21 protein-coding genes and 1 pseudogene are annotated in these 23,789 nt (G+C 42.1%); 11 read left to right on the top strand and 11 right to left on the bottom strand.

Annotated elements, in window-relative coordinates:
- Positions 1 to 246: 246 nt before the first annotated feature.
- A complete protein-coding gene (typA, locus tag EXT43_RS20330) occupies positions 247 to 2,070 on the bottom strand; it encodes a translational GTPase TypA (protein WP_130167797.1) in 1,824 nt (607 codons plus the stop codon).
- A gap of 508 nt (positions 2,071 to 2,578) precedes the next feature.
- On the opposite strand from typA, the gene glnA reads away from it, so the two are divergent.
- From glnA to EXT43_RS20305, 5 genes are all read left to right on the top strand, one after another.
- Entirely contained in the window at positions 2,579 to 3,985 is a 1,407-nt protein-coding gene (gene glnA, locus EXT43_RS20325) for a glutamate--ammonia ligase (RefSeq protein ID WP_062566669.1), read from the top strand.
- Positions 3,986 to 4,118: 133 nt separating this feature from the next.
- On the top strand, positions 4,119 to 4,640 hold the full coding sequence (locus EXT43_RS20320) for a DUF4124 domain-containing protein (protein ID WP_240701554.1): 522 nt from the start codon (positions 4,119 to 4,121) through the stop codon (positions 4,638 to 4,640).
- An 80-nt stretch (positions 4,641 to 4,720) separates the two neighbouring features.
- Positions 4,721 to 5,791, top strand: coding sequence for a nitrogen regulation protein NR(II) (gene glnL, locus EXT43_RS20315; RefSeq protein WP_062566671.1), 1,071 nt, complete (start codon positions 4,721 to 4,723; stop codon positions 5,789 to 5,791).
- 18 nt (positions 5,792 to 5,809) lie between these two features.
- Complete coding sequence (gene ntrC / locus EXT43_RS20310; RefSeq protein ID WP_055198930.1) at positions 5,810 to 7,195, top strand: nitrogen regulation protein NR(I); 1,386 nt, start codon at positions 5,810 to 5,812, stop codon at positions 7,193 to 7,195.
- Between the two features lie 25 nt (positions 7,196 to 7,220).
- Positions 7,221 to 7,679: a cyclic nucleotide-binding domain-containing protein gene (locus EXT43_RS20305; RefSeq protein WP_054563446.1), complete on the top strand. Its 459-nt coding sequence runs from the start codon at positions 7,221 to 7,223 to the stop codon at positions 7,677 to 7,679.
- Here the strand turns inward: EXT43_RS20305 and EXT43_RS20300 are convergent.
- Together EXT43_RS20300 and EXT43_RS20295 are read right to left on the bottom strand one after the other, a co-directional pair.
- Positions 7,676 to 8,338, bottom strand: a complete 663-nt coding sequence (locus tag EXT43_RS20300) for a hypothetical protein (protein ID WP_130167796.1) — start codon at positions 8,336 to 8,338, stop codon at positions 7,676 to 7,678. The genes EXT43_RS20305 and EXT43_RS20300 overlap by 4 nt on opposite strands.
- Before the next feature lie 57 nt (positions 8,339 to 8,395).
- The gene (locus EXT43_RS20295; RefSeq protein WP_062566674.1) at positions 8,396 to 8,683 is read right to left on the bottom strand and encodes a hypothetical protein; all 288 of its coding nucleotides are present in this window, start codon (positions 8,681 to 8,683) and stop codon (positions 8,396 to 8,398) included.
- A 235-nt stretch (positions 8,684 to 8,918) separates the two neighbouring features.
- Between EXT43_RS20295 and EXT43_RS20290 the strand changes: the two genes are divergently transcribed.
- The 5 genes from EXT43_RS20290 (at position 8,919) to EXT43_RS20270 (ending at position 14,321) form a co-directional block, all read left to right on the top strand.
- Positions 8,919 to 9,293: an RNA-binding S4 domain-containing protein gene (locus EXT43_RS20290; RefSeq protein ID WP_054563502.1), complete on the top strand. Its 375-nt coding sequence runs from the start codon at positions 8,919 to 8,921 to the stop codon at positions 9,291 to 9,293.
- Positions 9,294 to 9,363: 70 nt separating this feature from the next.
- Positions 9,364 to 9,783 carry a hypothetical protein gene (locus EXT43_RS20285; protein ID WP_054563443.1) on the top strand — a complete coding sequence of 140 codons (420 nt, stop codon included), beginning with the start codon at positions 9,364 to 9,366 and terminating at the stop codon, positions 9,781 to 9,783.
- A gap of 220 nt (positions 9,784 to 10,003) precedes the next feature.
- Positions 10,004 to 12,754, top strand: coding sequence for an aconitate hydratase AcnA (gene acnA / locus EXT43_RS20280; RefSeq protein ID WP_055198926.1), 2,751 nt, complete (start codon positions 10,004 to 10,006; stop codon positions 12,752 to 12,754).
- A gap of 352 nt (positions 12,755 to 13,106) precedes the next feature.
- A complete protein-coding gene (locus EXT43_RS20275; RefSeq protein WP_130167795.1) occupies positions 13,107 to 13,994 on the top strand; it encodes a hypothetical protein in 888 nt (295 codons plus the stop codon).
- An 81-nt stretch (positions 13,995 to 14,075) separates the two neighbouring features.
- Positions 14,076 to 14,321 carry a hypothetical protein gene (locus tag EXT43_RS20270; RefSeq protein ID WP_130167794.1) on the top strand — a complete coding sequence of 82 codons (246 nt, stop codon included), beginning with the start codon at positions 14,076 to 14,078 and terminating at the stop codon, positions 14,319 to 14,321.
- On the opposite strand, the gene EXT43_RS20265 is transcribed toward EXT43_RS20270, so the two are convergent.
- The 5 genes from EXT43_RS20265 to EXT43_RS20245 form a co-directional block, all read right to left on the bottom strand.
- On the bottom strand, positions 14,318 to 14,860 hold the full coding sequence (locus EXT43_RS20265) for a DUF4124 domain-containing protein (protein WP_130167793.1): 543 nt from the start codon (positions 14,858 to 14,860) through the stop codon (positions 14,318 to 14,320). The genes EXT43_RS20270 and EXT43_RS20265 overlap by 4 nt on opposite strands.
- 12 nt (positions 14,861 to 14,872) lie before the next feature.
- Positions 14,873 to 15,601, bottom strand: coding sequence for a transporter substrate-binding domain-containing protein (locus tag EXT43_RS20260; RefSeq protein ID WP_130167792.1), 729 nt, complete (start codon positions 15,599 to 15,601; stop codon positions 14,873 to 14,875).
- 100 nt (positions 15,602 to 15,701) lie between these two features.
- Positions 15,702 to 16,442 (bottom strand): phosphoadenylyl-sulfate reductase, encoded by a 741-nt coding sequence (locus EXT43_RS20255; RefSeq protein ID WP_062566680.1) that lies wholly within the window; start codon positions 16,440 to 16,442, stop codon positions 15,702 to 15,704.
- 38 nt (positions 16,443 to 16,480) lie between these two features.
- Positions 16,481 to 18,178: an assimilatory sulfite reductase (NADPH) hemoprotein subunit gene (cysI, locus tag EXT43_RS20250; RefSeq protein WP_062566681.1), complete on the bottom strand. Its 1,698-nt coding sequence runs from the start codon at positions 18,176 to 18,178 to the stop codon at positions 16,481 to 16,483.
- 48 nt (positions 18,179 to 18,226) lie between these two features.
- The gene (locus tag EXT43_RS20245; RefSeq protein ID WP_062566682.1) at positions 18,227 to 20,041 is read right to left on the bottom strand and encodes an assimilatory sulfite reductase (NADPH) flavoprotein subunit; all 1,815 of its coding nucleotides are present in this window, start codon (positions 20,039 to 20,041) and stop codon (positions 18,227 to 18,229) included.
- Positions 20,042 to 20,388: 347 nt separating this feature from the next.
- Here EXT43_RS20245 and EXT43_RS20240 point away from each other — a divergent pair, with 347 nt between their 5' ends.
- The gene (locus EXT43_RS20240) at positions 20,389 to 22,029 is read left to right on the top strand and encodes an endonuclease (protein ID WP_130167791.1); all 1,641 of its coding nucleotides are present in this window, start codon (positions 20,389 to 20,391) and stop codon (positions 22,027 to 22,029) included.
- 60 nt (positions 22,030 to 22,089) lie between these two features.
- Here the strand turns inward: EXT43_RS20240 and EXT43_RS20235 are convergent, their stop codons facing one another.
- The 3 genes and pseudogenes from EXT43_RS20235 to EXT43_RS20225 all read right to left on the bottom strand — a co-directional run.
- A complete protein-coding gene (locus EXT43_RS20235) occupies positions 22,090 to 22,404 on the bottom strand; it encodes a hypothetical protein (RefSeq protein ID WP_130167790.1) in 315 nt (104 codons plus the stop codon).
- Positions 22,405 to 22,471: 67 nt separating this feature from the next.
- Positions 22,472 to 23,194 (bottom strand): hypothetical protein, encoded by a 723-nt coding sequence (locus EXT43_RS20230; protein WP_130167789.1) that lies wholly within the window; start codon positions 23,192 to 23,194, stop codon positions 22,472 to 22,474.
- 519 nt (positions 23,195 to 23,713) lie between these two features.
- Positions 23,714 to 23,789: pseudogene (locus EXT43_RS20225) on the bottom strand (elongation factor Tu); the annotation flags it as partial.

Below are 23,789 nucleotides of genomic sequence, written 5' to 3'. Positions count from 1 at the left end.
CACCCTAGGGTATAAAAGTCCCATGCAGTACGAACAAGTTAATTAAACCCCGTGTCTACTTTATCGGGGTCAGATCATCGATCTGACAGCTGAGAGCTGACGGCTGACGGCTGACGGCTGACGGCTAACGGCTAACGGCTAACGGCTAACGGCTAACGGCTAACGGCTAACGGCTAATCATTACAACAAAAAACCGCCGTATTTTTCAATACGGCGGTTTTAATTTTGTGAAACTAAAAGACCTTATTAGTCTTTAGCTGCACGGCTCGCACGCTTACGCTCACTTTCAGTTAAGTGACGCTTACGAATACGGATGTTCTCAGGTGTCACTTCCACTAACTCGTCATCATCGATGAACTCAATCGCTTGTTCAAGCGTGTAGTTTAGTGGTGGAACAAGCGTTTGTGCTTCATCTGTACCAGATGCACGAACGTTTGTAAGTTGCTTACCTTTCAGCGCGTTTACTGTTAGGTCGTTGTCACGGCTGTGGATACCGATAACCATACCTTCGTAAACTTCAACACCGTGACCGATGAATAGCTTACCACGGTCTTGTAAGTTGAATAATGCGTTAGTAAGTGCTTTACCTGTTGCGTTAGCAATCATTACACCATTCTTACGAGCACCGATAGTACCGCCTTTATGTGGACCGTAGTGATCGAATGTGTGGTAAAGAAGACCAGAACCAGACGTTAATGTCATGAATTCAGTTTGGAAACCAATTAAGCCACGGCTTGGGATCATAAAGTCCATACGTACACGACCTTTACCATCTGGAGACATGTCTGTAAGTTCACCCTTACGAAGACCAATTTGTTCCATGATAGAACCTTGGTGCTCTTCTTGACAGTCGATTGTAAGTGTTTCGTATGGCTCTTCTTTTTGACCATCAACTTCACGAAGGATTACTTGTGGACGAGATACAGCAAGCTCGTAACCTTCACGACGCATGTTCTCGATTAAGATACCTAAGTGTAACTCACCACGACCAGAAACACGGAAGCTATCTGGGTTGTCAGTTTCTTCAACACGTAATGCAACGTTGTGAACAAGCTCAGCTTGTAAACGCTCAAGGATGTTACGTGAAGTTACGAATTTACCTTCTTTACCAGCAAATGGTGATGTGTTTACAGAGAACGTCATTGTTACTGTAGGCTCATCAACACTTAGCGGTGGTAATGCTTCAACGGTATTTACATCACAGATAGTGTCTGAGATTTTCAGCTCACCAAGACCTGTGATAGCAATAATATCACCAGCGCCTGCTGATTCTGCTTCATGACGCTCAAGACCTAAGTAGCTCATTACTTGGCCAACTTTACCGTTACGCTTAGTACCATCTGCACTAACAATTGTTACTTGTTGGTTAGGGCGAACAGTACCACGCTTGATACGACCTACACCGATAACACCGATGTACGAGTTGTAGTCAAGCTGAGAAATTTGCATTTGGAAAGCACCTTCAGGATCTGCATCCGGTGGAGATACTTCGTCAACGATCATCTGGAACATTGGTTCCATGTTATCTGATGGCTCGTCTAAATCCATTGTTGCCCAGCCGTTGATAGCTGATGCATAGATTACTTTAAAGTCTAACTGTTCATCAGTTGCACCTAAGTTATCGAATAAGTCGAAAACTTGGTCCATAACCCAGTCAGGACGTGCACCAGGCTTGTCGATTTTGTTGATTACAACAATCGGCGTTAAACCTTGTGCGAATGCTTTTTGCGTTACGAAACGCGTTTGCGGCATTGGACCTTCTTGAGCATCAACAAGTAGTAATACTGAGTCAGCCATCGAAAGTACGCGTTCTACTTCACCACCGAAGTCGGCGTGTCCTGGGGTGTCTACGATATTGATATGGTAGTCGTTCCAAGAGATAGCTGTGTTCTTAGCTAAAATGGTAATACCACGCTCTTTCTCAATGTCGTTTGAGTCCATTACGCGCTCTTCGTTACCGCCGCGCGTTTCTAATGTGCCTGATTGCTCAAGCAGTTTATCAACCAAAGTTGTTTTACCGTGGTCAACGTGGGCGATAATCGCTATATTTCTTAACTTTTCGATGCTCATATTTTTTCTCAGAGAAATTGAATCTCATTGATCCTGCAAGATCTACGCACTCACCTGCGTTTTCACCAGATGTCCCAGCATAGGATTTAAAAGGGCGCATATTATCCCTTAATAATGGCATGGATGAAAGTTTATCCAATATAAATTTATAAACTTTCTTCAGGCTTTTTATAAGTATCTGTTTTATAAATGACAAATTTATGAAAATTAAAGTGAATCTTAGCTCAAAACTGGCGAAATTTTCGTTTTTGAACCATATTTTGGCACTAAATCGTGTTCATAACAGAAAAATTGGCACGCTCAATAATTGTGCAAAACAAGGTCGCACTTTTTACGCACCAGAATGATCTTTTTACGCACCAACTTAGTGCAATGGAAGTTAACAAAACAAAGCCTTGTTTGTTTTTTGTAAGTCTAAACAAGGTGTTAAAAAAATGGCACGAAACCAGCTTATATAAGCGAAAAGCAATAATGCAGCAAAAAATAAAACCCAACAATTGGAGGACACATGTCACAATCGGTTTTAGATTTTATCAAAGAAAATGACGTTAAGTTCATTGATTTACGCTTTACTGATACCAAAGGTAAAGAACAGCATGTTTCTATTCCTCATCATCAAATTGATGAAGATTTCTTTGAAGACGGCAAAATGTTTGACGGTTCTTCAATTGCTGGCTGGAAAGGTATCAACGAATCAGACATGGTACTTATGCCTGTTCCTGAGTCTGCGAAAATGGACCCATTTTCTGAAGAAGCTACACTAATCGTACGTTGTGACGTAGTTGAGCCTTCAACACTTCAAGGTTATGAGCGTGATCCACGTTCTGTTGCAAAACGCGCTGAAGAGTACATGCGCTCTACTGGTATTGCTGACACTGTATTATTCGGTCCAGAGCCAGAGTTCTTCCTTTTTGATGACGTTAAATACAAATCAGACATGTCTGGTTCTATGTACAAAATCGATTCTGTAGAAGCTGCTTGGAACTCAGATAAAGATTACGAAGGTGGCAACATGGGTCACCGTCCAGGTGTTAAAGGCGGTTACTTCCCGTGTTCACCTGTTGATTCATCACATGACTGGCGTTCAGCGACTTGTTTAGTTCTTGAAGAACTAGGTCAAGTAGTAGAAGCTCACCACCACGAAGTAGCAACTGCAGGTCAAAATGAGATCGCAACTCGCTTCAATACAATGGTATTAAAAGCTGACGAAATCCAAGAGATGAAATATGTTATCCATAACATGGCTCACCTTTACGGAAAAACAGCGACATTCATGCCTAAGCCAATCGTAGGTGATAACGGTTCTGGTATGCACTGTCACCAATCTCTAGGTAAAGATGGCGTAAACATCTTCGCTGGTGACAAATATGCAGGTCTATCTGAAGAAGCACTTTACTACATCGGTGGTATCATCAAGCACGCTAAAGCAATCAACGCATTCGCTAACGCGTCAACTAACTCATACAAGCGTCTAGTACCAGGTTTTGAGGCACCAGTAATGCTTGCATACTCTGCACGTAACCGTTCTGCTTCAATCCGTATCCCAGTGGTACCTTCTGCAAAAGCACGTCGTATCGAAGTACGTTTCCCTGATCCAACAGCTAACCCATACTTAGCATTCTCTGCAATGCTTATGGCTGGCCTAGACGGTATCAAAAACAAGATCCACCCTGGCGATGCAATGGACAAAGACTTATACGATCTACCTGCTGAAGAAGCAGCTGAGATCCCACAAGTTGCATCTTCTTTATCTGAAGCACTAGCATCATTAGATGCTGACCGTGAGTTCTTAACTCAAGGTGGCGTATTCACTGATGACCTAATCGATGCATACATCGCGCTTAAAGGTCAAGAAGTTGAAAAACTTAACATGACAACTCACCCAGTTGAGTTCGAAATGTACTACAGCGTGTAACACACGCTGTACCAGAATTATCTGAAAGATAATAAATGTGTGTTCTCAAGCCCGCTCTGCGGGCTTTTTTAATGGTAATTGAGCGGGTTCTACTCTACAGTTTTATTTAGATTAAAAAATGCAGGGTTGCAGGGTGAAAAGCACAACTTTATTGGTACTACCGCTGATTTTTATAAGCTTTTTTGGCTATAGCGCAGCGCAGAAAGTGTATTCTTGGAAAGATAAAAACGGCGTTTTAGTATTTTCTGATACACCGCGCCCTGGCGCTACCGAAGTAAAGATGAATACCCAAAACCTGACCATGCCAGCTACCGACACCAGCATACTTGATAGCGCACCAAGTGCGACACCTGTCAAATTTAAAGTCAGTATTGCTTCTCCTGCTAATGAAGCGACCGTGCGAGAAAATACCGGTTCAGTGTATGTCACTGCTCGAATTAGCCCACGCTTTGAAAACGGATTTAAAGTACAACTTTTATTTGATGGTTCTGCCCATGGTGCACCAAGTAATAGCACGACCTTTGCACTAAGAGAGGTCGAGCGTGGAGAACACACATTACAAGCTAAACTTTATGATGCTAATAATAAACTCGTTTCGGTTAGCCCAGTCAGCACCTTTTTCATGCACAGAACCTCAATTTATGGCGGAAACTAAGGTTTTTGACGTGACTTCTCGCAAAGTAAAAAGAGTATGCTAAGCTGCACTAAATTGAAACGCACTAAAATGGTGCAACCATGCTCAGTGAAACACATTTTAACTCTGAACTGCTCGACAGTATTTGGAAAAATTTAAGTACTGCTGTCATTTTACTCGACCGAGATTTTAAACTGGTTTATGCAAACGATAGCGCCAGTGAGCTTTTAGGTTTAGGGCCCAAGCGCATTATCAACCAACCGTTCGATAACCTATTCAATTACCACTCGATAGACTTAAAACGCATTGCTCAGTATTCGTTGTTCGATGGTGTTGATTGCCACCAGCATAGAGCTGACGTGGTTTTCGTCGATTCACGCCATGCCAAACTGACCATTAGCACGCGCCGAATAAGCAGCCATGATGAAAATTATATTTTGTTTGAATGCCGCCAAATGGATGATGAAATTCGCCACGATCAAGCTTCGAATCAAATGCATCAATATCAAGCAGCACGTAACCTAATTCGTGGTTTAGCACACGAAATTAAAAATCCTTTAGGTGGAATTCGCGGAGCGGCGCAATTATTGCAATATGAGGTTGATCAGCAAGAACGTGATCAATGTGCCGAATTAATCATTGAACAAGCAGACCGTTTACGCGAGCTTGTAGACCGCTTACTTGGTCCGAATCAATTGCCACATAAATCCTATGGCAACATTCACCAAGCGTTAGAGTCAGTGATTAAACTGAGCATGTTAGATAACAATGCCAATATCACTTTAGTGAAAGACTATGATCCAAGTATACCGAGTGTGTACATTGACCAAAGTAAAATTCAACAAGTGGTACTGAACATTATTCGTAATGCACAACAGGCACTGGTTGATGGTGGCGAGATAAGAATAAAAACCCGCATCAATCATCAACACAGGCGCCCAGGTAAGGCGCCGAAAAAAACCTTGCTGATCCAAATTTCGGATAACGGCCCAGGTATAGACAAGAGCTTACGTGAAACCTTGTTCTACCCAATGATCACCAACAAAGAAAATGGATCAGGGCTTGGTTTATCGATAGCGCAAACCTTGGTTGACCAACATGACGGCCACATTGATTGTGACAGTTGGCCAGGCCATACAGAATTTAATATCTATTTGCCTTTTACGGATTAATGGTTTTTTGGAGTAGTCATGAAAACAGTCTGGTTAGTTGATGATGATGCCTCAATTCGCTTTGTACTAGAGAAAGCGTTGGCACGTGCAGGATTTGAAACTGAAAGCTATGCGAACGCACAAGATGTGCTTAATGCATTAAAGTTTAGCCAGCCAACGGTATTAGTATCTGATGTACGAATGCCGGGTATGGACGGCATGGCGTTACTTGAGACTATTGCTGAGCAAAACCCTGGCCTGCCAGTGATCATCATGACCGCTCACTCAGACTTAGACTCGGCGGTGAATGCCTTCCAAAAAGGGGCATTTGAGTATCTCGCTAAACCGTTCGATTTAGATGAAGCTGTCGCGCTGGTTGAAAGCGCATGCCGTGCTAATTCAACGAAAAAAACTAAACGCAAACAAGCACCACAAACCAATGCGCATATCATAGGCGAAGCGCCTGCTATGCAAGAGGTGTTTAGGGCAATTGGTAAATTATCAGCATCAAGTATGAGCGTGCTAATTAATGGTGAGTCAGGGACAGGTAAAGAGCTAGTTGCAAGTGCCCTGCATAACCACAGCCCTCGTAAAGAAAACCAATTTATAGCTTTGAATATGGCTGCCATTCCAAAAGAATTGGTCGAGTCAGAGTTATTCGGTCACGAAAAAGGCGCGTTCACTGGAGCCGACAGTATTCGTAAAGGCCGTTTTGAACAAGCGAATGGAGGCACCTTATTTTTAGATGAAATAGGTGATATGCCGCTCGATGTACAAACGCGTTTATTACGCGTGTTAGCCGATGGTGAGTTTTACCGTGTTGGTGGCCATCAAAGTATTAAAGTTGATGTACGTATTATCGCTGCAACGCACCAAAACCTCGAAGACTTGGTAAAACAAGGTAAGTTTCGTGACGACTTATTCCATCGCTTAAACGTGGTGCGTTTACGCTTACCCGCGCTACGTGAGCGTACTGAAGATATTGAACGACTAGCACAACACTTTTTACATAAAAGTGCCAAAGAGCTGCAGGTTGAAAGCAAAATTTTAAGCCCTAAAGCTACTGAGCAACTGCGCTTATTCAATTGGCCAGGTAACGTGCGCCAATTAGAGAACACCTGCCGCTGGTTAACGGTTATGGCACCGGGTGAGCTAATCAGCGAGCAAGATTTACCACCAGAGATTGTTGCTGTTACACCGACTGAGCAAGAAGGTGATTGGCTGGATGCATTTCAACAATGGCTTAACCTTGAACTTAAACAAGGCAAAGAAAATATTTGGCCTGCCATTCAAGCACAACTCGAAACTCGTTTGATTAAAACCGCCCTTGCCAACTGTGCTGGCCACAAGCAAGAAGCCGCAGTGAAGATTGGTTGGGGCCGCAATACATTGACCCGCAAGCTAAAAGAGCGCAATATTAGCTAATTTCGCGCTATACCTATGTGAGTCAATGAAGTTAATCGAGCACATTCCACTAATTAAACAAATGGAAATTATTAACAGATTGTCGTTCTTTAGAGAGTTTACTCTCAGTGAACGACAAGTGTTATTAGAGTCATTCAGTCATTTGTATTTGGTCAAACAAGGCCGGGCTGTTTTTAAACAATACGATGCTGATAAACGGCTTTATATCGTGCTAAGCGGATCACTGATGGTATTCAAACAAAGTCATTTACTCGAACTTGGTACCATTGAGCCCGGTGAATTTATCGGTGAAGGTGCTTTTATCAATAACCGAGAGCACAGTACCAGCGCACGCGCTAGAGTCGATACCATTTTGTTAGCTATTTCCCCTGAAGCACTCACCCGCTTACCTAATGTAATCCGTGAAAAAATTAAAGATCGCATAATCGAAGGCATGAGTGAGCGTATTACTAAGCTTAGTAATTACCTTGAGTCGCGAAGCTAGTCCATATACACAATTTGTAATGAGCAATTTAACCAACTTGGGCTATTAACACGTGCCGTGTAACGGTAAGTATCTGATGGTTTCATACCAAAAGGAGTGCTCACTTCTGGCGTTAAATGACTGTATGTTTGCGAATAATTTTTATAATAAATGACTAGGTAGCCATATAAATAACCCCAATCTAGGGAGACTTTTCTCCCGCTTGTAAGGGTAAAGTGCGCCTGCTTATCATTAAATGTAACAGCAAGATCATTATACTTGTCTTCAACGCATCCAGTGGTGAGCACACGAGCCGGCATAGTAAAACTGGTAGTGGTATTTTTAGCTCTTAAGTAAAAACCAATATTGCCATGATTGTAAAAGTGATTAGCATCTGTGGTGTATTTAATTTCAGCTTGATAACCCAGTTCCTGCATAATGTCAGCTAGTTGCTCGGCTTCATGAGTAAGAATTTTATCGCTCGATAGCATTAAGGTTGCATCGGTAAACTCTCTTGGCACAGGAAGCTGGGTATATTCATAGGGTAAGCTTTGTTTATCTAATGCTTGCTCTAATGATTGCAACTGCGACTGGTCAAGGTTTTCTGTGTATACGTAGACTGTAGCTTGCTGACAACCTGCCAAAATTAAAAATATGGCTGCTGAAATTATCCTTTTCATGTTCTCTCTCACTTTAGATTACAAATGTAGTCTAAAGTAAGAAAAACAATAAATCAATTAATTAAGATGTTTTTTTAGCCAACTATTAACACTTTGACGGGTATATAGAATATCTTTAAATAAACGGTGAGTTTGATGCTGAAGCAGTTTTTCTTTGTTTGTTTCACCTGAACTTAACTGGCTATGGTTATCATTAAAACGTGAAATTAACGCAAAACCTTGTTCTGATTTTTCAGGCTGAGACTTAATTGTTTGCGTTAACAAAGCTCGCACATCATCTGCAGCAAGCAATGACGAATCTTGCAAACCCATTAACTCTTTTCTTAGCGCTGATCTTACGCCCATTACAACTTCTCCTGAACGAATAAAAAATGAAACGGACATGCATTTAGCAATTTGTACACCAATTCCAAACGCGCGCAGTGTACCCAGTAAATACTGCAGTTTTTTTACTGTTTATAAAAATGTCAGATTATTTATTGCTGCAAATTTTAACCGCTTGAAGAGCTTAAAAATTTAATCTTGGTTCAATTGAGTGCTAGGCTTTATAATGGCTGCGATTGAATTAAGAGAGACCAACATGAACGAAGATTTCATCGAAATTGAACTAGAAGAAGAGCCAATAGAGTTATGCAACTTGCTAAAAGTGCTCGACCTAGTCGAAACAGGCGGCCAAGCAAAAGCCTTAATTGGTGAAGGTTATGTTGGGGTTAACTATGAAATTTGTACAATAAAACGGAAAAAATTATACAGTGGTGACGTGTTGGCTTTCGACGGTGAGTTGTTCCAACTGACACTAAGCGAAGATGCAACACCAAATCCTCGCCCACCGGAACCTGTACAAAAAGCACAACCACAAAGCGCTGAAGAAGCGCCAAAAAAATCAAAGCGTAAACGTACTAAAAAGCCAAAAGTGGACGAAAAAACCGGTCGCCGCCCTATCTCGTTTGGTTAACTAGAGCTTGCTTAGTTAGCATAAATCACCTTTAATTGAACCTGATAATAACAACAATAAAAGGTGATTTATGAACCCTCCAGCTTGGCTCAAGCCACTTGCTTGGGCAGCCCTTGTATGGAATCTTTTAGGTGTCATTGCGTTCGTAATGCAACTGTTGATCACACCCGAAATGATTAACCAACTCCCCGAAGCACAACAAGCCGCATACCGCGACATACCGCTCTGGTCAACGGCTGCCTTTGCGATAGCCGTGTTTGCAGCAAGCTTCGCGAGCATCTTATTACTGGCAAAAAAAGCCCTTGCGCGCGAGTTATTTTTAATCTCGTTTATCGCCGTATTAGTCCAGCAATATTATAATTTTGTGGTGATAGATAGCCTTGCTATGTTTGGTACTAGCGCATTAGCAATGCCATTGTGTGTTATCGTTATTGGTTTACTATTACTGTTTATTAGTCATAAAGGTAAACAACAAAACTGGCTTAACTAAAAATACTTATTTCTGAGGGTAGTTTAAAGTGACTACCCTTTTTATCTGCCTCCTTCCCTTGAAATAAATCACATCAGCAGCAACTATATTAGGTAGCATATTTTTTCATCAGCTAGATGAATTTCTCAGCTGGTATTAAGTTTGCAATAACACTGTGTCTATTTCGAAAAGGAAACAACAAAGCAAGCCAAATTGCTTGCTCAAACCACAGGGGCAAATAATGAATAACAGTTTTGATACCCAAAAGCAGCTTACGATTAATGGTGAGCAATACCATATTCACTCTTTACAAGGTTTAGGCGACAAAGCAAAACGTCTGCCATTCTCTCTAAAAATCTTACTTGAAAACCTGTTGCGCAATGAAGATGGCGTTAATATTAAAAAGCAAGATATCGATGCCTTATTAAACTGGGACCCTCAAGCGAAACCATCAGCAGAAGTAGCGTTTACGCCTGCTCGCGTTGTAATGCAAGATTTTACCGGCGTACCCGCCATTGTCGATTTAGCCGCGATGCGTGATGCCATGGAAAAACTTGGCGGCGACCCTGCAAAAATTAATCCGCTGTCACCTGCAGAGCTTGTTATTGACCACTCAGTGCAAGTTGACGGCTACGGTGAAGATGGCTCATTCGACTTAAATGCGAAACTTGAATATGAGCGTAACAAAGAGCGTTACGAATTTTTACGTTGGGGGCAAACTGCCTTCGATAACTTGAAAGTTGTGCCACCAGCAACCGGCATCGTACACCAAGTTAATTTAGAATATTTAGCCCGCGTGGTATTTAACGATAGTAAAAATGGTAAATCACTCGCCTACCCAGATACCCTAGTCGGAACCGATTCGCACACCACCATGATCAATGGTCTTGGGGTATTAGGCTGGGGTGTGGGTGGTATTGAAGCCGAAGCCGCAATGCTTGGTCAACCAATCAGCTTACTTATTCCACAGGTCGTTGGCTTTAAGCTCAATGGTCGCCTGCCAGAAGGTACGACCGCAACCGACCTTGTACTAACCGTGACAGAAATGCTGCGTAACCATGGCGTAGTGGGTAAATTTGTTGAGTTTTATGGTGATGGTCTTGCTGATTTACCACTTGCAGACCGTGCAACTATTGCAAACATGGCGCCTGAGTATGGTGCAACCTGCGGTATTTTCCCAATTGATGATGAAACCATTAATTACCTACGTTTAACAAACCGTGATGATAAGCAACTTAAACTCATCGAGGACTATGCTAAGCACCAAGGTTTATGGCGTAACCCTGGCGATGAAGCTCATTATACCGACACACTAGAGTTATCACTTGATGATGTTGTGCCAAGCCTTGCTGGACCTAAGCGCCCGCAAGATAGAATTGCCCTTGATAAAGCAGGTAGCATTATTGGTGAGCACTTAAAAGGCTTTCAAGAAGAACGTATGCAACATCGCGATAAAAGCGATGTTCAAGAGGCGCGCATTGAAGATGAAGGCCCAACCACCAACCCTGATGAGCCAGTAAACGAAGCACAGTTTATGGGCGCAGCTAAGGTTAACTTTAAAGGCGAAGAGTTTGAGCTTAATGATGGCGCTTGTGTCATTGCTGCAATTACAAGTTGTACAAACACGTCAAACCCAAGTGTTATTTTAGCTGCTGGCCTAGTGGCTAAAAAAGCTAAGCAACTGGGCTTAAAGGTTAAACCTTGGGTTAAAACCTCACTTGCTCCTGGCTCACAAGTGGTGACTGATTACTTGAAAAAAGCCGACTTAATGGATGATTTAGATGCATTAGGCTTTAACCTTGTCGGTTATGGTTGTACAACCTGTATCGGTAACTCAGGCCCACTAGCTGATGAAATCACCGATGCAATTCAAAAGCATAAACTGGTTGTAAGCTCTATTTTATCGGGTAACCGTAACTTTGAAGGGCGTATTCACCAAGATGTGAAAATGAACTTCTTAGCGTCACCACCTCTTGTGGTTGCATACGCAATTGCGGGTCGTACAGATATCGACGTTTACAATGAGCCGCTTGCGCAAGACCCTAATGGTAATGACATTTATCTAAAAAATATCTGGCCAAGTGTTAGTGAAGTAAACGAGCTCGTCCGCGAAACTGTAACCAAAGAAATGTTCGCATCAAGTTATGGCAATGTGTATCAAGGTGATGATCGTTGGCAGAAAATTCAAATTCCTGATGGCAAGCTTTATGATTGGGATGATGCGTCAACCTACATCAAAAAAGCGCCATTCTTTGATGGTATGGAGATTGAGCCTCCTGGTATTCCGAGCATTAGTGGTGCGCGCTGTTTAGCAAAATTAGGTGACTCAGTTACCACTGACCACATCTCGCCAGCAGGTGCGATTAAAGCGGATGCCCCAGCAGGTCTTTACTTGCAAGAACACGGCGTGCAAAAAGCACAATTTAACTCGTATGGTTCGCGTCGTGGTAACCACGAAGTAATGATGCGCGGTACCTTTGCGAATGTGCGTTTACGTAATCTATTAGCACCGGGGACCGAAGGTGGTGTGACCCGCATGCAACCAAGCGATGAGCTCGCCAGTATTTATGATGCAGCGATGCAATACCAGCAAGATGGCACGCCTCTGATTATTTTAGCGGGCGCCGAATATGGCACAGGCTCATCACGCGACTGGGCTGCTAAAGGTTCACTTTTACTTGGTGTTAAAGCCGTTATTGCACAAAGCTATGAGCGTATTCACCGTTCAAACCTGATTGGTATGGGTGTTTTACCCCTACAATTTAAAGAAGGTGAAAGCTATGAGTCACTGGGTCTAACCGGCCAAGAATCATTCGACTTTGAAGGCTTATATGACAAAACCAATGAAGTCAGTGTGATTGCCACTAACAGTGAAGGCAAACAAATTAGCTTTAGTGTTGATGTGCGTATTGATACCCCGAAAGAGTGGGATTACTACAAACACGGCGGTATTTTACAGTATGTACTGCGTAATATGCTAGCTGAGCAGTAATTGCTTTTAAGTTAACTAAGGGGCTGAATTTTCAGCCCCTTTTTTTGTTTAAATCACCAGTAATACCAATCCACAATAATACTTAATCATTTTGAGGGATTAAACCTGTCGCTACCTGCGTTAAAAATTTCTGATTTAGAACAAACTAAATAACGAAATTTTTGCCTTGTTATCAACGAGGTTTTATTGCCTCAAAATAGACCACTTAATTAAGCGAATTGGTATAAATTACAGTTTAGAGCAACACACTTATTTACAAAAAATGAAAAGAACATAAAAATCAGCATGTTAAAATTGGACCATAGTTTGCTAATGCTAACCAGATAAAAATCACAATAATTTTGGAATCCTTATGACTATTGCATCATTCAAACGCGCAATTTGCGCAACGGCCATTTCATCAAGTTTATTATTAACGGGCTGTGTTATTCATGTCTCTCCGGGTCAAATCGCAGAACAAAAACAACAAGACTTAAGCATTTCTGCTGCCAATATAAACGAGCTAAAAATCGATGCCGAAGCCGGTTCACTGATCATCAAAGGCGACAATAACGCCACGGCTATCACAGTGAATGCTAATATCTATGCGGCTAAAGGCGATGAGACTTATACGCTAACCCTCGAAAAGCACGGCGACACCGCAGAGCTTATCAGTAAGCTCAATAATGGTAGCTTATCGTTTTACAGTGGCTCATCACCTCATATTGATTTAATCGTCTCTGTGCCTAGTACCCTTAACTTGGATATCGATGATGACTCAGGTGATATCGTGATACGTGCAATGCAAAACGATATCAGCATTGATGATGACTCAGGATCAATTGTGATCGAAGGTGGTCGCACTATTAATATTGATGATGACTCGGGGGATATTCGCATTAGCAATGTCAGCGGCAATATCAGCATTGATGACGATTCTGGCTCAATTATGATAGACCAAGGGCAAGGGCGTATTGATATTGAAGATGACTCTGGTGATATCCGCATCGAAAACAGCCAAGGCCCTGCACGTATTATTGATGAATCAGGTAGTATCAGCATTAAAACATTGGCTGGTGCGCTTACTATCGAAGATGGCTCTGGTGATATAGATGTAAGACAAATCAAAGGGCTGGTTACCATTACCGATGGCTCTGGCAGCATTTATGTGGATGACACACTCGGCCTGACAATTATCGAAGCGGGTTCAGGTGATTTAAGTATCGATAACATCAACGGCCCAGTAAAGTTGGACAAATAACCGACAATTGCTTGATTTAGAACAATCCTATTAATGACAACAGCACCTACACTTTAATTAAGGCTAAAGTGAGGTGCTTGTATGACCGAACAAACTATCATTCGAATCTTAAAAACCTTTATTATTTTAGGTATTTGCCTAATTATATTGGGGCATTCTTTATTAGCTGGTAATTACTTAAGTGATAGTATGGGTATACATGGCATTATGATCAGCGCAGCGTGTATTGCCGTTGGTGTGCTATTCTCTTTGCCTACCAAAATTTATCTCACTATTTTACTGATGAAAATGGAAAGTGACCTCAAAGCACAGAACAAACAGAGCTAATTTCCACCTTGCTCTTTAAGCTGCTGTTCAAGTTGCTTGTTACGTTGCTCCATAAGCTGTTTTACTTGCTCAGCGTCTTGCATCATCTTTTGTACATTTTTAGGGTCGTATACGCCAAGCGTTGAAGATGTTTCGTCAGTTTTAACGGTTGCTGGTTGCTCTTCATCAGCTTGAAATGTCTCTGCGGGTAACATTGTTATGTCGTTAGGATCTAAACTTACCGCAGTACTTACGTAATTAGGGTGAGGGGTATCAGCATAGTGCCACTGACCATGTTCATCTTGCCATTTATACACGACGACAGATGAATTTGCGTCTTTGCTCAAGCTCAACTTCTCAGTGAGCTTTTTTGCTTGGCTGGTAAGTGTATCGGCACTTTGCGAAGCAAAATCACTCAGATCGCCACTTACTTTGTCTGAGTAACGCTCGAACATGCTCAGCTCTAGGTAAGGTTTACCGTCTGGCTTTTTAATGTAAAACAGTAGCGCAACACTGGTTAGTAGCAGCATAACGGCAAGGTAACAAAAACGCTTAATCATTCGATTTACCGATTATTGGTAGTTACTCTCAATCTTAGCAAATTCACCGGATGATTTAAGATTTTTCATAAATTCGTTAAATTGCTCGCTCATGCGCTTCCCTTTTTCATTGTAAGTAAACTGTAATTGCATCGGAGCCTTACCAACACTGTAATCACTCACCGTGAATTTTTTAAAAGCATTATTTTTTGAGGCATACCACTGTAGTGTGTTTTTTGCGATCACAGCAACACGTTGATTTTGCTGCATGTCGACTAAAGCCTTCAGCATATCTAGTTCTGAATAAAAGTCCTCACGGTGCAATTTTCCAGATGCAAACAACGCTTCAAATTGCGGATAGGTGTAGCCAAAGCGGGCCATCAACACATAACCACCTAGCTCATCAATAGCTGGAATATGACAACCACTCGGCATCACTAAAATATCTTCTACAACAGCGATACTATCACTCCAATAGTATTGCTTATTTCCGCGATACCATTGCTCAGACTCTAAGCGTACATCAACCTTGCCTTCATCAAGTAAATGCTGTGAACGCACCTCAGGTACCAGCATGTATTGAATATCATGATTATATTTCTCAGCAAAAAGAATTAATAACTCATCAACAAGCCCTTTATGACTACTGTCAGCAAAATGATATGGCGGGTAATCCGTGTCATAAAGCGCAACCCTCAAAGTTTCTGCTCGCACTAAAGGCACAATTAAAAACAACAATAAAAAAACAACAGCACGACTCATAATTTTCTCTCATAAAATTGAGCCAGAGATTGTATATAAATAGCACAAAAAAAGCGCAACCTAGGTTGCGCTTTACGAAAATTCTGATAGGAATTTAGGATTAGATACCATCACCATCGATATGTAAGCCACATTCACGGTTTAAACCAAAGAAACGTGTCTCTTCTTCTGTCATGCCCGGTTCAAGTTTACGGGTTGTATGAACATCGCCCATCGACACATAACCTTGCTCCCAAAGTGGGTGATAAGGTAAATCATGTTTAGTTAGATACTGATAGATGTCACGGTTGTTCCACTCAATAAGCGGATACACTTTCACAGTCCCTCGGCTGATTTCAACAATTTGCTTATCAGCTCGGCTAGATGACTGATCGCGACGCAAGCCACTAAACCAAGTACCTGCACCCAGCTCGTTTAAGGCACGAGTCATTGGCTCAACTTTATTCAGTTGATTGTACTGCTTAATGCCTTCTTCACCTTGCTCCCAAAGCTTACCAAACTTCGCTTCTTGCCACGCAGGGCTAAGCTCAGCTTTATAAACTTTAAGATTAAGCGATAGTCGCTCCGTCATTTGCTCGATGAACTGATAGGTTTCAGGGAACAAATAACCAGTGTCAGTCAGTACCACAGGAATATCTGGCTGCTGCGATGTTACTAAGTGCAACATCACCGCCGCTTGAATACCAAAGCTCGACGACAAAAAGTGTGTGCTTGGTAAGTTTTCAAGTGCCCATGCAACACGCTCTTCTGCGCTTTTATCAGCCAGAAGACCATTTATATCAGCCAGCATAGCTGTTTGGTCTTCTTTGCTCATCGTTAAGATGTTTTTAAATTCACTCATGGTTAATTCCAAACCTTAAAGCGGTGTCGCTTATAAAATTATGCGTGAAAATCAGTTACTGAAACTTTAACTTCAGCAACAATGCCTTTGCGAATTACAAAATCACCAAAACACTCGCCTTCATTCCGCTCACTTGCCCATTGGCCAATTAGCTTATCGAATGCGTCTAGGTATACGTCTTCGCCAACATTTTCTAAATACAGTTTTGGAATACGCGTGCCTTCACGGTTACCACCTAAGTACACGTTGTATTTTCCTGGACCTTTACCAACCAGACCCGCTTCTGCCAACATTGCGCGGCCACAGCCATTCGGACAACCCACAACACGCATAATGATGTTGTCATCGCTGATGCCGTGCTTAGCTAATAACGCTTCAGTTTTCTCAATTAAGCTTGGTAAATAACGCTCAGCTTCAGCCATCGCTAACGGACACGTTGGTAATGCCACACACGCCATTGAGTTTTTACGCTGCTCTGTATGGCTGTCATCAATCAGGCCATGGTTGCGAGCGATCTCTTCGATTACCGCTTTTTGATCAGCCGGAACACCTGCAATGATCAAGTTTTGGTTTGCAGTCATGCGGAAATCACCTTGGTGAATTTCAGCAATTTTACGGCAGCCTGTTTTAAGAGGTTGATTTGGGTAATCTAAAATACGACCACTTTGGATAAACAGCGTTAAGTGGTGCTTACCATCAATACCTTCAACCCAACCGATACGGTCACCACGGTGAGTGAACTCATACGGGCGGCTTTGCTCAAATTGAACACCGGCACGTTTTTCAACTTCTGCTTTAAATACATCAGAACCTACACGGTCAAGTGTGTACTTAGTTTTCGCATTTTTACGATTAGAGCGGTTACCCCAATCACGCTGTACAGATACCACGTGCTCAGCAATTTTCAACGTGTGCTCAAGTGGAATAAAACCAAAGTCATCTGCTTTACGAGGATACGTTGCGGTATCACCGTGAGTCATAGCAAGACCACCACCTACTAACACGTTAAAGCCAACTAACTTGCCGTTTTCTGCAATTGCTACAAAGTTTAAGTCGTTCGCATGCACATCCACTTCATTGTTCGGTGGAATTGTCACAGTGGTTTTAAACTTACGCGGTAAGTAAGTTGAACCTAAGATTGGCTCTTCTGTAGTTTCACTCTTTTCGCCATTTAACCAAATTTCAGCATACGCTTTGGTTTTTGGTAATAGGTGCTCAGAGATCTTCGCAGCCCACTCGTAAGCTTCTTGGTGCAGCTCGGATTCAACAGGGTTCGTTGTACATAATACGTTTCGGTTTACGTCGCCCGCCGTTGCAATTGAGTCAATGCCCACGCTATTAAGCATTTGGTGCATGCCTTTAATATTTGGCTTAAGCACACCATGGAACTGGAAAGTTTGACGCGTGGTTAAACGAATACTTCCATAACTGGTTTTCTCTTCAGCAAACTTATCAATTGCTAACCATTGCTCTGGCTTGATGATACCGCCAGGCATACGAGCACGTAACATTACGTTATGTAACGGCTCTAATTTTTGTTTAGCGCGCTCAGGGCGAATATCACGGTCATCTTGCTGGTACATGCCGTGGAAACGGATCAGTTGGAAGTTATCAGCAGTGAAACCACCTGTGATCTCGTCTTTTAAATCTTGCTCAATTGTGCCACGTAAAAAGTTACTTTCTCTTTTCAAACGCTCGTTATCAGAAAGCTTTACGTTTTTGTCTTGTTCGCTCATGGTATTTCCTAAATTTGTTACAGTGACGGCTGTTAGCTTTAAACGTGATTAGTACACGTCTTTCTGATAGCGATTTGCGCTACGTAAATCTTTTAAATATTGCTCAGCTTGTTCATCATCTTTGCCGCTATTTTCTTTGATAATGTCGACAAGCGCCTGATGAACATCTTTCGCCATACGGTTTGCATCACCACAGATATAGAAATGAGCACCCGCTTCTAACCAAGCAAATACTTCTTGGCTGTTTTTGCGAAGTTTGTCTTGAACATATACTTTTTCCGCTTGGTCACGGCTAAACGCCACATCCACTTTTGTCAGTAAACCTGACTTCAAGTAACCTTGAATTTCTACTTGATATAAAAAGTCTTGAGTAAAGTGTGGGTTACCAAAGAATAACCAGTTTTTACCACTTGCTTCACGAGCATCACGCTCTTGTAAAAACGCACGGAATGGTGCAATACCCGTACCCGGACCTACCATGATAATTGGCGTTTCATCATTAGCCGGTAAACGGAAATTATCGTTATGCTCGCTAAATACTTTTACTTTGCAGCCTTCTTCAGCACGACGTGCTAAATAGCCAGAACAACCACCTAAATGCTCGCTACCGAATGCATCAAACTCAACCAGACCCACAGTTAAGTGAACTTCTTCTTCAACTTCAGCTTGGCTAGATGCAATCGAATATAAACGAGCTTGTAGCTTACGTAAGCAGTCTACTAAGGTTTGTGCTTCAAGCTGAGCTGGGTTTTGACGAATAATATCGAAGATTTGGCGAGGTTCGATGTACTCACGCATTGCCGCTTTATCTTCAACTAACTTTAATAAATCAGGGTTGCCAGTTGCTGTTGCGTATTTTTCAACAAAGCCTGGGTATGACTGAGTTAATTCTAATTTTTCGATTAATGCATCACGAACACTTAGTTCTTCGTCGCCAAGTTTAACCGTGCTAGATGCATCGATTTGTGTAAGCGTAAGTACTTCATCAACAAGCGCTTCGTCATTTAAGAAGTAAACGCCTAGCGAATCACCCGGTGTATAGGTAATGTCTGAACCTTCTAATGAGATTTCAACATGACGCACATCTTTGGTTGAATCACGACCGGTAATTTTTTGCACAACACTTAGTTCTGCAGCAAATGGGTTTTGCTTGGTGTATTGGCTTGCTGCTGGTGCCGCTGCACCAAATGGCATGGCCACAACTTGACCACCACTTGCTTGTTGCTGCGCTTTAAGATCAGGCTCAAACGCATCAAGTGCACCATCAATCCACTTAGCTGCTTCATCATCGTAATCAACGTCTAGGTCAGCACGCTGGAAAATAGTTTCTGCGCCAAGCTTGTTAAAACGCTCTTCAAAATCTTTTGCTGTTTGGCAGAAGAACTCGTAGCTTGAATCACCTAAGCCAATCACAGCCACTTTAACACCATCTAGTTTAGGTGCTTTTTTAGTTGTTAAGAATTCATGAAGGCTTTCAGCGTCTTCTGGTGGCTCACCCTCACCGTAGGTTGAAACAACAACCGTGATAAACTTTTCTTTTTTCAGGGCTGTTGGTTTGTAGTCAGCCATGTTTACTAGCTTAACAGTTAGACCGCGCGACTCTGCCTGCTCTTTTAACTTGCTCGCCACGCCTTTTGCGTTACCCGTTTGCGAGCCGTATAAAATAGTTAGCGGCGGTGCATCACCTGCAGCTGGAGTGGCAGCAACACCACCGGTTAATGCACCTGCGTTGGCATTCGCAGCTAAGTAACCACTTACCCACGCTTGCTGAATTGGATTAAGTTCAGCCACTAAGCCTTGCAGCTTCTGTACTTGCTCTTGCGATAGCGGGCTCGCCGCTGCATTTAGTTGACTTAACAACATGAATTTATTCCTCGTAACCCTGAAAAGTTAACTGCGAAACGAACTTGCTACTGTCATTTCGCGAACAATTTTTTCGACTTTAAAGACCCAATAGAAATGCTTTAAAGGTTTATCTGAGCGTGAAGAATAACGAGGTCTGAGACGATTAAAAAAGAATAGAATCTGCTTTGATATTCCATTTAGTTATTAATTTAGTATTTATCCAAAAAAAACATGTTAAAAGCAAAAATTCCCAAATAAGAAACCTTTATTAATTAACATTATTGCAACATAAGCCAATTAGCCTATACTCGCTGTGTTCATTTTGAGAACAGCAAAAACTATTAAAATATAAAAAGGAAAATACAATGTCACACGGGACATGTAAAAAATATATGCTAGCCAGTAGCTTACTTTGTTTAGCAAGTTCAGCATTGGCAAATGTTAGTAACGCCGACTTCGAAAGCTGGTCAGCAAATACCCCTGCAAGCTGGAGCACTATTGATAGCGGTATTAGTCTTAGCGCTAATACTAATGTGGTTTACTCAGGTAATTACTCAGCACAAGTCGTGGTTAATACTGGCACCCAAAGTAATACCGATTTACAACAATTAGTAGAGGTAGTGGCGGGTGAAAGTTATGAGTTTTCTGCTTGGGTTTACCATACAGAAGGTGGCGTAAAAGCTCGCTTAGTAGTTGATGGCTATCAAGGTTATTCTAACTCAGCATTAACCAATCAATGGCAACAAATCAGTTATCAGTACACAGCCTCTGCGACCACATCAATTAATGTTGGCCTGCGCTTTTACGATGTAACTGGTTTTGATGGCAGCGAAGTCGTTTATGTAGATAACTTTGCACCAAACACAGACTCAACTCCACCACCTACGGGCAGCTGCGCCGATAACCAAGTGTCTTTAACCCTCACTACCGATAATTATGGGGAAGAAACCAGTTGGCAAATCACCAATAGCCAAGGTAGTGCAGTAGCATCAGGCGGCAGCTATGCAGCAAATACTCAATACAGTGAGCAAGCATGCTTAACTGATGGTGACTATACCTTTACTATTTTTGATAGCTATGGTGATGGCATATGCTGCTCTTACGGTAACGGTAGCTATAGCCTTTCGTTCGGTCAAACAGTACTTGCCAGTGGTGCAAGCTTCCAAAGCTCAGAAGCTACGCCGTTTAGTTTGGGTGATAGCTCAGGCGGCAGTGACGGGGGTGGTACAACCCCAACAGAGCCAACGGGATACTATGTTACAACGCAAGGCCTTAGTGGTTATGCACTGAAAACAGAGCTATACAACATAATTAAAGGTCACAACTCGCAGGGCTATTCCGCGATTTGGAGTTTTTATGATGTTGCTTCACGCGATAAGTATTTTGAAAACGACAACTCTATTTTAGACCGTTATTCAGAAAACCCTGCAGGCCAAGACAGCTACAACTATGTTGCTGTGAGCGACCAATGTGGTACATACAACAGCGAAGCAGATTGCTACAACCGTGAGCATTCTTTCCCGAAAAGTTGGTTTGGTGGAACAGTTGAGCCAATGAATTCAGACGTACATCACATTTTTGCCACTGATGGTTATGTCAATTCAAAACGCAGTAATTACCCATTTGGTGAAGTAGCTAGTGCAAGCTATACCTCTAGTAACGGCAGTAAATTAGGCAGCGCTGCTAGCACATTAAATTACTCAGGAACGGTTTTTGAACCTATCGATGAGTTTAAAGGTGACTTTGCAAGAGCGTATTTCTATATGGCAACACGCTATGAAAACGTGATTGGCTCATGGCAAAACAACACAACTTACAGTAACGCTGTACTGAATGGTTCATCTAATCAGGTTTTTGAGAGCTGGGTCGTTGCTATGTTATTAAAGTGGCATAACGAGGATCCCGTTAGCCAATTAGAGCTTGACCGTAACCAAGCCGCTTATGAACATCAAGGTAACCGCAACCCATTTGTGGATCACCCAGAATTTGTAGAAATGATTTGGTAACTTCGTTAAGTCAAGGCACTTAGTTTCGGCTAAGTGCCTTTTTATACGATAAAACATGACTTAAGCCTCATTAGGGTTTAACTGCTCAACAAGACGAATGTCATGTAACAAATGGTTATGCCTTACCGACAAAGTATTTTCTGCTGTTGGCTGTATTTTATAACCGAGTTGCTGTAAAACCAGTGTAAATAGGGCGGCATGTTGGTAATGCGTAGACTGCCCATTTAATTCAAACTCTTTGATTACATTATGAGCATAACTAGAACTATTTTGTAATGACTGCCAAATACGTGTTTGTACTTGAGAAATCTGCATCACTGATGTGTGGTAGCAATTGATTTGTAGGCTTAATAAATAGTTTTCAAGTGAGCTCATAGCGATATCCATTACAAAAAACGCTACTTTAAAAGCTCAAGTTAAGTTGAGGTAAAGTGTTTTGTTATTACTTTTTACTCCACTTATTCATTATATCTTTAAATAGTTTTGCTTCTTTATCTTCACAGGGTCTGGGCGATCCACTTGGCACTCCAGATTTACCAAACACCGAATTAAAATCTATGCCGTAACACATGCCATTTAGCACCTCGATACGCTTGCTGCCATCGCCGTTTTGCCAAACGACAGTTGCTTTATCAGAGACGGTTAATTGTGCGGGCACTGTAACCCTGCCTGCGGGGCTATTACTAATCGTCGCTTCACCCTGCCCAAACAAAGACTCATTAGCAGAACCATTTTCAAAATTAAGCTGTGGGATTGGTGCATAAGGGTTGAGCTTTTTAAAAGGCTCTTCGGCTATTTTTGAATTCTCAGCTGTCTGAATAGGCTTTACAACCTCAGAGGTAGCTTTTTTGGGTTCGTCTATTGTGGGATTAACTGTATTAGAATCACTTATCTGCCCAGAGCTACTCTGCGAAGTTTCTTCGTTTTTTGGCAAAGAATTAACCTCATCAGGCATTCCTTCTGTTTGCTCAGGTGAAGGTTTTTCTTGGATTTTCTGCAAACTAGGTAACGAAGTTAAATCAACACTCACATACGCGTTGATTACTTTTGGCGGTTCAGCGACTGCGGGGAGTTTCACAAACTTTCCATATCGAGTAAATAACAGCAACAAAACAGCATGTAACGAAATTGAGATGATCCATGCTTTGTAATTCCCTTTTAACACCCTAGCGCCTCGTTTTATTTTTAAGAGTGCTAAATGAGTGAATTAGTTCATAGGAAAGTTGCGAGTTGCGAGTTTGCGAGTTTGCGAGTTGCGAGTTGCGAGTTGCGAGTTGCGAGTTAGCGAGGGTAAAGGTTCTAGGTTCTAGGTTCTAGTTCAAGCATAACCTTGGGAATGCTTTATGATAGTTGGGTTTCGCTGCGCTCAAACCAACCTACCCGAAGAATGAACAGGGCAAATGCTGAGTGAGACACCACACTAACCAACCCCACTCTTCTAATCTGACGTCTGAAAGCTGATAGCTCTATTTACGTTGGGTTTCGCTGCGTTCAAACTAACCTACCCGAAGAATGAACAGGCCGAATGCTGAGTGAGACACCACACTAAACAACCCCATCAGTCTAATCTGACGTCTGAAAGCTGACAGCTGACAGCTGACAGCTGACAGCTTTTCTTCACCCATAAAAAAACCCGAGACTAAGCTCGGGTTTTTCTTAATGCTTAATGCATTACTATAGTTGATTACTCAACGATAGTTGCAACAACACCAGCACCAACTGTACGGCCACCTTCACGGATAGCGAAGCGTAAACCTTCG

This window comes from Pseudoalteromonas sp. CO109Y, from assembly GCF_004208935.1.
Taxonomy (GTDB): domain Bacteria; phylum Pseudomonadota; class Gammaproteobacteria; order Enterobacterales; family Alteromonadaceae; genus Pseudoalteromonas; species Pseudoalteromonas shioyasakiensis.
Note: the sequence above shows the minus strand (reverse complement) of the source record. Positions and strands in the feature narration are given on the sequence as shown.

Excerpts from the sequence above, each read along its gene's own strand:
- EXT43_RS20260 (WP_130167792.1), bottom strand. The coding sequence starts at position 15,601 with ATGAGTCGTGCTGTTGTTTTTTTATTGTTGTTTTTAATTGTGCCTTTA.
- EXT43_RS20295 (WP_062566674.1), bottom strand. The coding sequence starts at position 8,683 with ATGGGCGTAAGATCAGCGCTAAGAAAAGAGTTAATGGGTTTGCAAGAT.
- EXT43_RS20300 (WP_130167796.1), bottom strand. The coding sequence starts at position 8,338 with ATGAAAAGGATAATTTCAGCAGCCATATTTTTAATTTTGGCAGGTTGT.
- EXT43_RS20290 (WP_054563502.1), top strand. The coding sequence starts at position 8,919 with ATGAACGAAGATTTCATCGAAATTGAACTAGAAGAAGAGCCAATAGAG.
- EXT43_RS20270 (WP_130167794.1), top strand. The coding sequence starts at position 14,076 with ATGACCGAACAAACTATCATTCGAATCTTAAAAACCTTTATTATTTTA.
- acnA (WP_055198926.1), top strand. The coding sequence starts at position 10,004 with ATGAATAACAGTTTTGATACCCAAAAGCAGCTTACGATTAATGGTGAG.
- typA (WP_130167797.1), bottom strand. The coding sequence starts at position 2,070 with ATGAGCATCGAAAAGTTAAGAAATATAGCGATTATCGCCCACGTTGAC.
- EXT43_RS20305 (WP_054563446.1), top strand. The coding sequence starts at position 7,221 with ATGAAGTTAATCGAGCACATTCCACTAATTAAACAAATGGAAATTATT.
- EXT43_RS20285 (WP_054563443.1), top strand. The coding sequence starts at position 9,364 with ATGAACCCTCCAGCTTGGCTCAAGCCACTTGCTTGGGCAGCCCTTGTA.
- EXT43_RS20245 (WP_062566682.1), bottom strand. The coding sequence starts at position 20,041 with ATGTTGTTAAGTCAACTAAATGCAGCGGCGAGCCCGCTATCGCAAGAG.
- EXT43_RS20255 (WP_062566680.1), bottom strand. The coding sequence starts at position 16,442 with ATGAGTGAATTTAAAAACATCTTAACGATGAGCAAAGAAGACCAAACA.
- EXT43_RS20265 (WP_130167793.1), bottom strand. The coding sequence starts at position 14,860 with ATGATTAAGCGTTTTTGTTACCTTGCCGTTATGCTGCTACTAACCAGT.
- EXT43_RS20275 (WP_130167795.1), top strand. The coding sequence starts at position 13,107 with ATGACTATTGCATCATTCAAACGCGCAATTTGCGCAACGGCCATTTCA.
- EXT43_RS20240 (WP_130167791.1), top strand. The coding sequence starts at position 20,389 with ATGTCACACGGGACATGTAAAAAATATATGCTAGCCAGTAGCTTACTT.
- glnA (WP_062566669.1), top strand. The coding sequence starts at position 2,579 with ATGTCACAATCGGTTTTAGATTTTATCAAAGAAAATGACGTTAAGTTC.
- glnL (WP_062566671.1), top strand. The coding sequence starts at position 4,721 with ATGCTCAGTGAAACACATTTTAACTCTGAACTGCTCGACAGTATTTGG.
- ntrC (WP_055198930.1), top strand. The coding sequence starts at position 5,810 with ATGAAAACAGTCTGGTTAGTTGATGATGATGCCTCAATTCGCTTTGTA.
- cysI (WP_062566681.1), bottom strand. The coding sequence starts at position 18,178 with ATGAGCGAACAAGACAAAAACGTAAAGCTTTCTGATAACGAGCGTTTG.
- EXT43_RS20235 (WP_130167790.1), bottom strand. The coding sequence starts at position 22,404 with ATGAGCTCACTTGAAAACTATTTATTAAGCCTACAAATCAATTGCTAC.